General features: G+C 58.5%; 13 protein-coding genes and 1 other RNA gene. 10 read left to right on the forward strand and 4 right to left on the reverse strand.

Annotated elements, in window-relative coordinates:
• The first annotated feature begins 141 nt into the window (after positions 1 to 141).
• Both argO and ACLH1I_RS17785 read left to right on the forward strand, forming a co-directional pair.
• The gene (gene argO / locus ACLH1I_RS17780) at positions 142 to 777 is read left to right on the forward strand and encodes an arginine exporter ArgO (protein ID WP_004205294.1); all 636 of its coding nucleotides are present in this window, start codon (positions 142 to 144) and stop codon (positions 775 to 777) included.
• Positions 778 to 866: 89 nt separating this feature from the next.
• Positions 867 to 1,634, forward strand: coding sequence for an oxidative stress defense protein (locus ACLH1I_RS17785; protein ID WP_004205295.1), 768 nt, complete (start codon positions 867 to 869; stop codon positions 1,632 to 1,634).
• A gap of 54 nt (positions 1,635 to 1,688) precedes the next feature.
• Here the strand turns inward: ACLH1I_RS17785 and argP are convergent, their stop codons facing one another.
• A complete protein-coding gene (argP, locus tag ACLH1I_RS17790; RefSeq protein ID WP_002916497.1) occupies positions 1,689 to 2,582 on the reverse strand; it encodes a DNA-binding transcriptional regulator ArgP in 894 nt (297 codons plus the stop codon).
• A gap of 167 nt (positions 2,583 to 2,749) precedes the next feature.
• On the opposite strand from argP, the gene rpiA reads away from it, so the two are divergent.
• Together rpiA and serA are read left to right on the forward strand one after the other, a co-directional pair.
• Positions 2,750 to 3,409 carry a ribose-5-phosphate isomerase RpiA gene (rpiA, locus tag ACLH1I_RS17795; protein ID WP_002916495.1) on the forward strand — a complete coding sequence of 220 codons (660 nt, stop codon included), beginning with the start codon at positions 2,750 to 2,752 and terminating at the stop codon, positions 3,407 to 3,409.
• A 269-nt stretch (positions 3,410 to 3,678) separates the two neighbouring features.
• The gene (serA, locus tag ACLH1I_RS17800) at positions 3,679 to 4,911 is read left to right on the forward strand and encodes a phosphoglycerate dehydrogenase (RefSeq protein ID WP_043520934.1); all 1,233 of its coding nucleotides are present in this window, start codon (positions 3,679 to 3,681) and stop codon (positions 4,909 to 4,911) included.
• Positions 4,912 to 4,994: 83 nt separating this feature from the next.
• On the opposite strand, the gene ACLH1I_RS17805 is transcribed toward serA, so the two are convergent.
• From ACLH1I_RS17805 to zapA, 3 genes are all read right to left on the reverse strand, one after another.
• Entirely contained in the window at positions 4,995 to 5,591 is a 597-nt protein-coding gene (locus ACLH1I_RS17805) for a 5-formyltetrahydrofolate cyclo-ligase (RefSeq protein WP_064150867.1), read from the reverse strand.
• A 99-nt stretch (positions 5,592 to 5,690) separates the two neighbouring features.
• Positions 5,691 to 5,874: non-coding RNA, 6S RNA (ssrS, locus tag ACLH1I_RS17810), on the reverse strand.
• A 41-nt stretch (positions 5,875 to 5,915) separates the two neighbouring features.
• Complete coding sequence (zapA, locus tag ACLH1I_RS17815) at positions 5,916 to 6,245, reverse strand: cell division protein ZapA (RefSeq protein WP_004205298.1); 330 nt, start codon at positions 6,243 to 6,245, stop codon at positions 5,916 to 5,918.
• A gap of 166 nt (positions 6,246 to 6,411) precedes the next feature.
• Between zapA and ACLH1I_RS17820 the strand changes: the two genes are divergently transcribed.
• The 6 genes from ACLH1I_RS17820 to gcvH all read left to right on the forward strand — a co-directional run bounded on the left by ACLH1I_RS17820 (position 6,412) and on the right by gcvH (position 12,650).
• A complete protein-coding gene (locus ACLH1I_RS17820) occupies positions 6,412 to 6,990 on the forward strand; it encodes a YecA family protein (RefSeq protein ID WP_087833531.1) in 579 nt (192 codons plus the stop codon).
• Positions 6,991 to 7,013: 23 nt separating this feature from the next.
• A complete protein-coding gene (gene pepP, locus ACLH1I_RS17825; protein ID WP_004205299.1) occupies positions 7,014 to 8,330 on the forward strand; it encodes a Xaa-Pro aminopeptidase in 1,317 nt (438 codons plus the stop codon).
• Positions 8,327 to 9,505: a 2-octaprenyl-6-methoxyphenyl hydroxylase gene (ubiH, locus tag ACLH1I_RS17830; RefSeq protein WP_198079818.1), complete on the forward strand. Its 1,179-nt coding sequence runs from the start codon at positions 8,327 to 8,329 to the stop codon at positions 9,503 to 9,505. Before pepP ends, ubiH begins: the two co-directional genes overlap by 4 nt.
• A 10-nt stretch (positions 9,506 to 9,515) precedes the next feature.
• Positions 9,516 to 10,718 (forward strand): FAD-dependent 2-octaprenylphenol hydroxylase, encoded by a 1,203-nt coding sequence (gene ubiI, locus ACLH1I_RS17835; protein WP_032456601.1) that lies wholly within the window; start codon positions 9,516 to 9,518, stop codon positions 10,716 to 10,718.
• 423 nt (positions 10,719 to 11,141) lie between these two features.
• Positions 11,142 to 12,236, forward strand: coding sequence for a glycine cleavage system aminomethyltransferase GcvT (gene gcvT / locus ACLH1I_RS17840; RefSeq protein ID WP_151629007.1), 1,095 nt, complete (start codon positions 11,142 to 11,144; stop codon positions 12,234 to 12,236).
• A 24-nt stretch (positions 12,237 to 12,260) separates the two neighbouring features.
• A complete protein-coding gene (gcvH, locus tag ACLH1I_RS17845; protein ID WP_002916479.1) occupies positions 12,261 to 12,650 on the forward strand; it encodes a glycine cleavage system protein GcvH in 390 nt (129 codons plus the stop codon).
• Positions 12,651 to 12,692: the final 42 nt, after the last annotated feature.

Raw genomic sequence — 12,692 nt, forward strand, 5'->3', positions numbered from 1 at the left:
AGTGACTCAGGCCGGCGATGCCGGCCTTTTTTAATGGCTCATCATTAGCTTTGCTTATTAATGATTAATACTTTCAATTTCCGCTAATAATTTATTCGCGTTATAGTCAGCGCCACTCTCGAACACAGCGGAAAAATCCTCATGTTTACCTATTACTTTCAGGGCCTTGCCCTGGGAGCGGCAATGATTTTGCCGCTTGGCCCCCAAAATGCTTTCGTGATGAACCAGGGGATCCGTCGTCAGTATCACCTGATGATTGCCTTGCTGTGCGCCGTCAGCGACTTGCTGCTGATCTGCGCCGGCATTTTTGGCGGCAGCGCGCTGCTGATGCAGTCCCCCTGGCTACTGGCGCTCGTGACCTGGGGCGGCGTGGCCTTTTTACTGTGGTACGGCTTTGGCGCATTGAAAACAGCGTTCAGCCAGAATCTTGAGCTCGCCAGCGCCGAGGTGATGCAGCAGGGGCGCTGGAAAATCATTATCACTATGCTGGCGGTCACCTGGCTGAATCCGCACGTTTATCTGGATACCTTTGTGGTGTTGGGCAGCCTGGGAGGCCAGCTGGCGATGGAGCCGAAGCGCTGGTTTGCGCTGGGAACCATTAGCGCCTCTTTCCTGTGGTTCTTTGGTCTGGCACTGTTGGCCGCCTGGCTGGCGCCGCGGCTGCGTACCGCCAGAGCCCAGCGGATCATCAACATTGTGGTCGGCGCCGTCATGTGGTTTATTGCGTTTCAGCTGGCAAAAGAGGGCGTCGGCCATATCCAGGCGTTGCTCAACTAAGCGTTGTCCGATGGACTTTCCCGCTGTACGCGCTAAGCTTGCTGGCATGCGTCCCGTAAGGGCGATTTAAGTAACATGGAGAAACGACAGTGAAGTTAAAAGTCTTAGCCCTGGCGGCAACACTCGGATTTAGCACGATGGCGGCACAGGCCAGCGAATTGCCGGACGGTCCGCATATTGTGACTTCAGGCACAGCAAGCGTTGCTGCGGTTCCGGATATCGCCACCCTGGCGATCGAAGTGAACGTGGCGGCAAAAGATGCCGCATCGGCAAAAAAACAGGCTGACGATCGCGTTGCGCAATACCTCTCTTTCCTCGAAAAGAGCGGCATTGCGAAAAAAGACATCAACTCGGCGAATCTGCGCACCCAACCTGATTACGACTATCAGAACGGGAAAAGCATTCTCAAAGGCTATCGCGCGGTGCGCACTGTCGAAGTGACCTTGCGCCAGCTGGATAAACTCAACGGTCTGCTGGACGGCGCCCTGAAAGCCGGTCTGAACGAAATTCGCTCCGTCTCGCTGGGCGTTGCGCAACCGGACGCCTACAAAGATAAAGCGCGTAAAGCGGCGATCGACGACGCCGTGCATCAGGCGCAGGAGCTGGCCGCAGGTTTCCACAGCAAGCTGGGTCCGGTGTACAGCGTGCGCTACCACGTCTCTAATTATCAGCCGAGCCCGATGGTTCGCATGATGAAGGCCGCTGACGCTGCGCCGGTTTCCGCCCAGGAAACCTACGAGCAGGCCACCATCCAGTTTGACGACCAGGTCGACGTCGTGTTTGAACTGCAGCCGGCGCAGGCCGCGGCCCCGGCCACGCCGGCGAAACCGGCTGAAGCGCCGAAACCGGCCCAGTAAGCGATAGAAACAAAAAAGCCACTTCAGCGAAGTGGCTTTTTTTATGCCCGCAGCTTAATCCTGACGCAGCACCTTGTGGCCGTAATCGATGAGCGCATCGGTCACCCGGCGCATCATGCGGCTTTCCGGGGCAAAGCGGTGCCAGTAAAGCATACGGCGCTGAAACAGGCCGGGAGTGAGGTCGATAAGCTCGCCGCTGTTGAGCTCTTTTTCGATCTGCAGATGGGGGATCATGCAGCAGGTGGTGCCCTGGCGCGCCAGCTGGACGAAGGCTTCCGACGAGTTGACGATATGGCAGGGGACGCTACCCGGCGGCAGGTCGAAGTTTTGCTGCAGAAATGCCTGATGCATATCATCCAGATGATCGAAAGCGACGACCGGCGCTTTCAGCAGCGCCGAGCGCGTTACGCCGTTGGGGAAATAGCGTTGCGCAAACTCTTTTGAGGCGACAAACAGGTAATCGAGCGCGCCGAGCTGATCCACCAGGCAGCTTGGCAGCGCCTGCGGCTGGATACTTACCGCGCCGACCACTTCGCCACGGCGCAGGCGTTCCTGGGTGCGGGTTTCATCTTCCACCTGCAGGTTGAGACGAATAGGGGAGTCCGACAGCACATTAGCCAGCGCCGGCAGCAGCCAGGTCGCCAGACTGTCGGCGTTCACCGCCAGCGACAGCAGCAGCGGCGTGGAGCCAGTCTGCTCGTCCCCCAGCCACTCTTCCTCCAGCAGTTCAACCTGGCGCAACAGCGCCAGCAATTTTTGCCCTTGCTCGGTTGGGCGCGGCGGCACGGTACGTACCAGCAGCGGCTGGCCGAACATATTTTCCAGTTGCTTAATACGCTGTGAGACGGCGGACTGGGTAATACATAGCTTCTGCGCGGCGCGCTCAAATCCTCGTTCTCTAATCACCGCGTCCAGCGCTTGTAGTGTCCTGTAGTCCGGTCGTTTCATTATTCTGGCGTGCCCCCATAACTAATCGTTATCTCGCACTATGACATAAATTTTTATTTGATACAGACGAAATTGGTCTGCTCTGTTGTGTGATCTGCATCGCAGGGACATTTCCACTGTCGATGTTCTATAATGCGCCACAGGCATTCACATCTCGGACCATAATTATGACGCAGGATGAACTGAAAAAAGCGGTAGGTTGGGCGGCGCTGCAATACGTACAGCCAGGGACCATTGTGGGCGTAGGCACCGGCTCGACGGCGGCCCATTTTATTGACGCGCTGGGCACCATGAAGGGGCAAATCGAAGGGGCGGTTTCCAGCTCCGATGCCTCCACCGAGAAGCTGAAAAGCCTCGGGATCACCGTCTTCGATCTCAACAGCGTCGATCGCCTGGGGATCTACGTTGACGGCGCGGATGAGATCAACGGCCACATGCAGATGATCAAAGGCGGCGGCGCGGCGCTGACCCGTGAGAAGATCATCGCCTCGGTAGCGGATAAATTTATCTGCATCGCCGATGCCTCCAAGCAGGTCGATATTCTGGGTAAATTCCCGCTGCCGGTTGAGGTCATTCCGATGGCGCGCAGCGCCGTGGCGCGCCAGCTGGTCAAGTTGGGCGGCCGTCCGGAATACCGTCAGGGCGTGGTGACCGATAACGGCAACGTGATCCTTGACGTGCACGGCCTGGAAATTCTCGATGCTATCGCGCTGGAAAACGCGATTAACGGCATTCCTGGCGTCGTGACCGTGGGGCTGTTCGCCAACCGCGGCGCCGACGTGGCGCTGATCGGCACCGCTGACGGTGTGAAAACCATCGTAAAATAGTCTGTCCGCAGGGAGCCAACCGGCTCCCTCGCAAATATTTTTTCACCTGGCGCAATTTAGTGACTTCTGTCACATTTGTGCAACCATTCTGATTAACGCGCTACCGTTCATTATCTTTCTGGTGTTTTGTCCTGCCATTTCCTTCTGAATGACATTTCTTCAGGACAGCGACGCAAACGTTCATATTGCCGCGATAGTTTTTTTTGATATGTTGCTGAGACGAACTTTCGTTCAGCACGACATCAGTTAAGACAAAACAGGACGGGGAAATGGCTAAGGTATCACTGGAAAAAGACAAGATTAAATTTCTGCTGGTTGAAGGTGTGCATCAAAAGGCAATCGATAGCCTTCGCGCGGCAGGTTACACCAACATTGAATTTCATAAAGGCGCGCTGGATTCCGAACAGCTGAAAGCGTCGATCCGTGATGCCCATTTCATCGGCCTGCGTTCCCGTACCCACCTGACTGAAGAGATTTTCGCCGCGGCGGAAAAACTGGTTGCCGTCGGCTGCTTCTGCATCGGTACCAACCAGGTCGATCTGGACGCCGCCGCGAAACGCGGTATTCCGGTGTTTAACGCGCCATTCTCCAATACCCGTTCGGTGGCCGAGCTGGTGATCGGTGAGCTGCTGCTGCTGCTGCGCGGCGTGCCGGAAGCCAACGCCAAGGCGCATCGCGGCGTATGGAATAAGCTGGCGGTGGGGAGCTTTGAAGCGCGCGGCAAGAAACTGGGGATTATCGGTTACGGCCACATCGGCACCCAGCTCGGCATTCTGGCGGAATCGCTGGGGATGCATGTCTTCTTCTATGATATTGAAAACAAACTGCCGCTGGGCAACGCCACTCAGGTACAGCATCTCTCCGACCTGCTGAACATGAGTGATGTGGTTAGCCTGCACGTGCCGGAAAACGCCTCCACCAAAAATATGATGGGCGCGGAAGAGCTGGCGCTGATGAAGCCGGGCGCGCTGCTGATCAACGCCTCCCGTGGTACCGTGGTGGATATTCCGGCGCTATGCGATGCGCTGGCGAGTAAGCATCTGGCCGGGGCGGCGATCGACGTCTTCCCGACCGAACCCGCGACCAACAGCGACCCCTTCACTTCGCCGCTGTGCGAGTTTGATAACGTGATCCTGACGCCGCATATCGGTGGCTCCACTCAGGAAGCGCAGGAGAACATCGGTCTGGAAGTGGCCGGCAAGCTGGCGAAGTACTCTGACAACGGGTCTACCCTGTCGGCGGTCAACTTCCCGGAAGTTTCTCTGCCGCTGCACGGTGGACGCCGTCTGCTGCACATCCATGAGAACCGGCCGGGCGTCCTGACCGCCATCAACCAGATCTTCGCCGCGCAGAGCATCAATATTGCCGCCCAGTATCTGCAAACGTCGCCGCAGATGGGTTACGTGGTTATTGATATCGAAGCGGAAGAAGATGTTGCCCAGCAGGCGCTGCAGGCGATGAAAGCGATCCCGGGGACTATCCGCGCCCGTCTGCTGTTCTAACCATTTTTGCCTCTCGGGCAGGTCGCGTGCCTGCCCGTTTTTTTGTTAACACCTTCCAGGCAGAAATTCTTCTCCCCACGTACCTACCAACACCAGGTTTTGCCCGGGGTGATCACCGCCGGCAGCGGAATATCCCACTTTTCGCTCGGCAGGGTGTCCACCTGCTGGCAGTCGTGCGCGTAGCCCACCGGCTGCAGGCGATACTGCTGCCAGTTTTGCAGCGTCCGGTCGTAAAAACCGCCACCCATCCCCAGCCGTTGTCCGCCGGCATCGAAGGCCACCAGCGGTGTGACCAGCACATCGAGATCAGCGAGCGGCAGCACGTCGCGCACGTCGAGCTTCGGTTCACGGATCTTCAGGCGATTCACTATCAGTTCGCTCTGCGGATGGTAATGTAAAAACAACAGGTTACCGGGGCTAAACGGATGCAGCACCGGGAGATACACCCGCTTGCCGGCCCGCCAGAGCTGGTCAATCAGCGGTTGGGTGTCCAGCTCGCCGTCAAAGGAGAGAAACAGCGCCACGGTGTGGGCGAGAACCACCGGCGGCCAGGCCATCATTCGCTCTGCGGCCTGCAGGGCAAACTGCCGCTGTTGCTCAGGGCTGAGCGCGCGTCGACGCTCGCGGATCTGCTGGCGAATATGCTGGCGGGAAAGCAGGGTATCGGGCTGTAGGGTCATGCAGGTCTCATGGCGAGCAGGCGAAACAATAGAAAGCAGTGTAATACAGTGCGGCGTCAGCCGAAAACAGGTGTGGGGGAATAATGCGAAGTGAGGAAGGGAATCTCCGAGATGCCGCCGCAGGCTGTAACCCTTGAACCCTTGGTTCAAGGTGAATGTGTCGTCACGGTTTTAAGGCTTCTCGGACGGACCGAGCATGCTCACCAACCGTGGAGCGCCACATTCTTGTGGTATGAAATATCGGCTCAGGGGACTGGCCCGCTTGCAAACATCTCAGAGAAATTTTGTTCCTGGAGTTACTCTAACACAGTTAACTGCAAAGTGTTATTCAAACTTCGACCCTGGTCTTTCGCTTATGCGACCTTGCTCAAGCAATGCTTGCTCGATGGTCTGCTGAAGCATGCGAATGCGCTGCTCCATGCTGGAAGCGTAGTCGCGGGTCTTCGCTTTTTCCTGAGTCAACTCATAGCTGATGTTCAACGCGGCGATGAAGACCAGCTGCTCAGTATTTGTGACTCTAGTGCGTTCTTTTAAATCTTGCAACCGCTGATTAAGGTCTTCAGCTGCCTGATTCAGGGCATCCCTTTGTTCAGGCGGGCAATTCACTCGCAGTGAACGGCCGAAAATTTGGAGATCTACGGGTTGTGCAGACATGCCACCTTCCTGCTGATTGACTGCGCTGCCTTCACACCCTGACCCGGGTCTGCGAAGGGGCGACACTATAGCTACCCTGGTGCGAAGATACAAGCCCTATTCTGGTTCACCAGGGTCCAAAGTGGTAGCATACCATGAATATTCCTCCCAACGATGACGAATGCGCATGTCTATACAGAACGAAATGCCTGGTTACAACGATGTAGACCAGTTACTGAACCAACAAGGGGTAGGGCTTACCCCGGCCGAGATGCACGGTTTGATCAGCGGATTGCTGTGCGGTGGCAACACGGACAGCAGCTGGCAGCCGCTGGTGCACGACCTGACCAACGAAGGTCTCGCCTTCGGCCATGAGCTGGCCCAGGCGCTGCGTAGCATGCATTCCGCCATCAGCGACTCACTGGATGACGACGGCTTCCTCTTTCAACTGTATCTGCCGGAAGGCGATGCGGTGAGCGTCTTTGATCGCGCCGACGCTCTCGCCGGCTGGGTCAACCACTTCCTTCTTGGCCTTGGCGTGAGCCAGCCGAAGCTGGATAAAGTGAAAGACGAAACCGGGGAAGCGATTGACGATCTGCGTAATATTGCCCAGCTGGGCTACGACGAAGACGAAGATCAGGAAGAGCTGGAGATGTCTCTGGAGGAGATTATCGAGTATGTCCGCGTTGCCGCACTGCTGTGCCACGACACCTTTGCGCGTCAGCAGCCAACCGCACCGGAAGTCCGCAAACCGACATTACACTAACTAAAATTCGTTCAGGGGGCGTCATGACTCAGCAGGAATTTCTCTCGCGTCGCCAGGCGCTGTTGGCGCAGATGCAGCCAGGCAGCGCGGCGCTGATTTTCGCCGCACCGGAAGCGGTACGCAGTGCAGATTCGGAATATCCCTACCGGCAGAACAGCGATTTTTGGTACTTCACCGGCTTCAACGAACCGGAAGCGCTGCTGGTGTTGATTAAAAGCGATGAAACCCACAACCATAGCGTGCTGTTCAACCGGGTTCGCGATCTGACCGCTGAGATCTGGTTCGGTCGCCGTCTGGGCCAGGAGGCCGCGCCGGCGAAGCTTGGCGTTGACCGGGCGCTGGCGTTCAGCGAAATCAACCAGCAGCTGTATCAGCTGCTCAACGGTCTGGACGCTATCTATTTCGCCCAGGGCGAATATGCCTATGCCGATGAGATTGTGTTCAACGCCCTCGAAAAACTACGCAAAGGCTCGCGCCAGAACCTGCAGGCGCCGAACTCGGTCATCGACTGGCGGCCCATTGTGCATGAGATGCGCCTGTTCAAATCGGCGGAAGAGCTGGCCGTGATGCGCCGCGCCGGTGAAATTAGCGCTCTGGCCCATACCCGGGCGATGGAAAAATGCCGCCCAGGCATGTTCGAGTATCAGCTGGAAGGCGAAATTCTTCATGAATTCAATCGCCACGGCGCGCGTTTCCCCTCCTATAACACCATCGTTGGCGGCGGCGAAAACGGCTGCATTCTGCACTACACCGAAAATGAATCTGAACTGCGCGACGGCGATCTGGTGTTGATTGACGCCGGCTGCGAGTATCGCGGCTACGCCGGCGACATTACCCGCACCTTCCCGGTGAACGGCAAATTCAGCCAGCCGCAGCGCGAAATCTACGATATCGTGCTGGAATCGCTGGAGACCGCGCTGGAACTCTACCGCCCGGGCACCTCAATCTGCCAGGTGAATCAGGAAGTGGTGCGCATCATGATCACCGGCCTGGTGCGGCTCGGGATCCTCAAAGGCGAGGTTGACGAGCTGATCGCCAACAACGCCCACCGCCCGTACTTTATGCACGGTCTGAGCCACTGGCTGGGGCTGGATGTACACGATGTCGGCCACTACGACACCGACCGTTCGCGCGTCCTGGAGCCGGGGATGGTGCTGACCGTCGAACCGGGGCTGTATATCGCCGCCGACGCCGACGTGCCGGCGCAGTACCGCGGCATCGGCATCCGTATTGAAGATGACATCGTGATCACTGAAGACGGGAACGAAAATCTCACCGCCGGCGTGGTGAAGAAGGCGGATGAGATCGAGGCGCTGATGGCGGCGGCGCGCCAGTCATGAGCGTGCTGATTGTCGGCGGCGGGATGACCGGCGCGACGCTCGCCCTGGCCATCTCCCGTATGACCGGCGGCGCGCTGCCGGTCCATCTGATTGAGGCGCAGGATCCCCAGTCGGCTCGCCATCCCGGCTTCGACGACCGGGCGATCGCCCTGGCCGCCGGCACCTGCCAGCAACTGGCGCGCATCGGCGTCTGGCAACGTCTCGCCGAGCGGGCGACGCCTATCCAGCGGGTACACGTCAGCGACCGCGGCCATGCTGGTTTTGTGAATCTGGCGGCGGCGGATTATAGCCTGTCGGCGCTGGGTCAGGTGGTTGAACTCCACGATGTCGGCCAGCGACTGTTTAGCCTGCTGCGCGAGGCACCGGGCGTGACGCTACATTGCCCGGCGAAAGTGGAAGCGGTCAGCCGTCGCCAGGAGAGCGTCAGCCTTACCCTTGAGGGGGGCGAAACGATCAGCGGTAAGCTGCTGGTGGCGGCGGACGGTTCGCGTTCGTCGCTGGGCGCCCGCTGCGGCATCAGCTGGCAACAGCAGCCCTATGAGCAACTGGCGATTATCGCCAACGTGAGCACCGCGCTGCCCCACGAAGGCCGCGCGTTCGAACGTTTTACCGAGCATGGCCCGCTGGCGATGCTGCCGATGTCGCAAGGGCGCTGCTCGCTGGTGTGGTGTCATCCGCAGTCGCGCCGCGATGAGGTGCTGAGCTGGTCTGACGAACGTTTTTGTCAGGAGCTGCAGCAGGCGTTCGGCTGGCGGCTGGGGCGCATTACTCACGCCGGGAAGCGCAGCGTCTATCCGCTGGCTCTCACCACCGCCAGCCGCGCGGTGTCGCACCGCCTGGCGCTGGTCGGCAACGCGGCGCAGACGCTGCACCCGATTGCCGGGCAGGGCTTTAATCTCGGCCTGCGCGATGTGATGAGCCTGGCGGAGTTGCTCGCTGACGCCCATCTCAGCGGCGAAGATGTCGGCCATTATCCGCTGCTGTGTCGCTATCAGGCGCGCAGGGCAGGGGATAAAGCCACCACCATCGGCGTGACCGATGGGCTGGTGCATCTGTTTGCCAACCGTTGGGCGCCGCTGGTGGTGGGGCGCAATGTCGGTCTGATGGCCATGGAATTATTTACCCCGGCGCGCGATGCGCTGGCGCAGCGTACCCTCGGTTGGGTTCCCCGTTAAGGAGTAGAACGTGCAAAGTGTTGATGTTGCCATTGTTGGCGGTGGAATGGTGGGGCTGGCGGTAGCCTGCGGTTTACAGGGCAGCGGCCTGCGCGTCGCGGTGCTGGAGAAAGCGGAGCCGCAGCCGCTGGCCGCCGATGCGCCGCCGGCGCTGCGCGTGTCGGCAATTAACGCCGCCAGCGAAAAGCTACTGACCCGCATCGGCGTCTGGTCAGAGATCGTCGCCCAGCGCGCCAGCTGCTATCACGGCATGGAAGTGTGGGACAAAGACAGCTTCGGCCGCATTAGCTTTGATGACCAGAGCATGGGCTTCAGCCATCTGGGCCACATTATTGAAAACGCTGTGGTGCATTATGCGCTGTGGCAGAAGGCGCAGCGTTGCGCTGACGTTACCCTGCTGGCGCCTGCGCAACTGCAGCAGGTGGCGTGGGGCGAGAATGAAGCCTTTCTCAGCCTGCAGGACGGCAGCATGCTCACCGCGCGGCTGGTGATCGGCGCCGATGGTGCCAATTCATGGCTGCGCAATAAAGCCGATATTCCGCTGACCTTCTGGGATTACCATCATCATGCGCTGGTGGCGACCATCCGTACCGCTGAGCCGCATCAGGCGGTGGCCCGCCAGGCGTTCCATGGCAACGGGATCCTCGCCTTCCTGCCGCTCTGCGATCCGCATCTGTGCTCGATCGTCTGGTCGCTGTCGCCGGCGGAGGCGCAGCGGATGCAGGAGGCTGATGAAGCCACCTTTAATCAGGCGTTGAATATCGCCTTCGATAATGGCCTTGGCCTCTGCCAGCTGGAAAGCGCACGTGAAGTCTTCCCGCTGACCGGCCGCTATGCCCGCCAGTTCGCCGCCCACCGCCTGGCGCTGGTCGGCGATGCCGCGCATACCATCCACCCGCTGGCCGGGCAGGGCGTCAATCTCGGCTTTATGGATGCCGCCGAGCTTATTGACGAACTGAAGCGCCTGCACGCCCAGGGCAAGGATATCGGCCAGCATCTTTATCTGCGCCGCTACGAGCGTAGCCGCAAGCACAGCGCCGCGCTGATGCTGGCGGGCATGCAGGGCTTCCGCGACATGTTTTCCGGTAGCCATCCGGCGAAGAAATTCATCCGCGACATGGGGCTGAAACTGGCCGATACGCTGCCGGGCGTGAAACCGCAGCTGATTCGCCAGGCGATGGGCCTCAACGATCTGCCTGCCTGGTTACGTTAACCGCGTCACACTTCTTTCACCCGGCCTGCGCGCCGGGTTTTCCCCCTCATTTGAAATATTCTAATTTCACCTCTTTTTTCGCATTAGATTTATTAATGCGTCCTTTTTTTTGTTAAAGAAATTAGGACGATAAAATCGCACAAAACACCATCATTCCCTAATCAGTGCCGCCTTAATGTTAATTTTATGTGGCATAAATCGCTTTTTTCCAGTCAATAACTCTGTAGGCTTTTCGGCGGATTTTAGTCATAAGCTAATGTGATGCCCTGAATGAGCTTATGGTTTAGTGCCGGGTTCGGTGGTAAGTTCAGGCAAAAGAGAACGTTTGCGTCGGCGTTCGTCAGCGATGCCGACACCCGATTTCGTGGCGAAAAATCGCCGACAATCTTGTGGCTGGTTCCGTTTTTATTCGATGAGGAAAAGATGGCTCAACAGACTCCGTTGTATGAACAACACACGCTGTGCGGCGCGCGCATGGTGGATTTCCATGGCTGGATGATGCCGCTGCATTACGGATCCCAGATTGATGAGCACCATGCGGTGCGCGGCGACGCAGGCATGTTCGATGTGTCGCATATGACCATCGTTGATTTCCACGGCAGCCGGACCAGAGAGTTCTTGCGCTATTTGCTGGCCAACGACGTGGCGAAGCTCACCACCCCAGGCAAAGCGCTCTACACCGGCATGCTGACCGCCTCCGCCGGCGTCATCGACGACCTGATTGTCTATTTCCTCTCTGAAGATTATTTCCGCCTCGTTGTTAACTCCGCCACCCGCGAAAAAGACCTCGCCTGGATTTCCGAACAAGCTGAACCCTACGGCCTCGAAATCATCGTCCGCGACGATCTGTCGCTGATCGCGGTCCAGGGTCCGCAGGCGAAAGCGAAGGCGGCGACAATGTTTACCGACGCGCAGCGTCAGGCCGTGGAAGGTATGAAGCCGTTCTTCGGCGTGCAGGCCGGCGAGCTGTTTATCGCCACCACAGGCTATACCGGCGAAGCGGGCTATGAAATCGCCATGCCGAACGAGCAGGCGGCGGATTTCTGGCGCGGTCTGCTGGACGCTGGCGTTAAGCCATGCGGTCTCGGCGCGCGCGATACCCTGCGCCTGGAGGCCGGAATGAACCTGTATGGCCAGGAGATGGACGAAGGCGTCTCTCCGCTGGCGGCGAATATGGGCTGGACTATCGCCTGGGAACCGGCGGATCGTAACTTTATCGGTCGCGAAGCGCTGGAGATGCAGCGTGAAAAGGGCACCGAACAGCTGGTTGGCCTGGTGATGACTGAGAAAGGCGTCCTGCGCGGCGGCCTGCCGGTGCGCTTTACCGATAGCGACGGTAACCAAAAAGAAGGCATTATCACCAGCGGCACCTTCTCGCCGACGCTGGGCTACAGCATCGCGCTGGCTCGCGTGCCGGCCGGGATTGGCGACACCGCGGTGGTGCAAATTCGTAACCGTGAAATGCCGGTAAAAGTGACTAAACCTGGTTTTGTACGCAATGGCAAAGCCATTGTGTGATTTCCCTTTTTTGGAGATGAATTGATGAGCAACGTACCAGCAGAACTGAAATACAGCAAAGAACACGAATGGCTGCGTAAAGAAGCGGACGGCACCTATACCGTCGGGATCACCGAGCATGCGCAGGAGCTGCTGGGCGATATGGTATTCGTTGATCTGCCGGAAGTGGGCGCCACCGTCGAAGCGGGCGCCGATTGCGCGGTTGCCGAATCCGTGAAAGCGGCTTCCGATATTTATGCCCCGATTAGCGGTGAAATCGTTGCCGTTAACGAAGAGCTGAACGACTCGCCGGAACTGGTCAACAGCGACCCGTACACCGACGGCTGGATCTTCAAGATCAAAGCCAGCGACGAAGCGCAGGTTGCCGCGCTGCTGGATGCCGCCGCGTATGAAGCTCTGTTAGAAGACGAATAAATACGCGTCATCCTTCACGCTGCAGGGGCGTTGGCTTCCTGC

It is taken from the genome of Klebsiella sp. 1SOBk10mer (assembly GCF_046602535.1).
GTDB lineage: Bacteria > Pseudomonadota > Gammaproteobacteria > Enterobacterales > Enterobacteriaceae > Klebsiella > Klebsiella quasipneumoniae.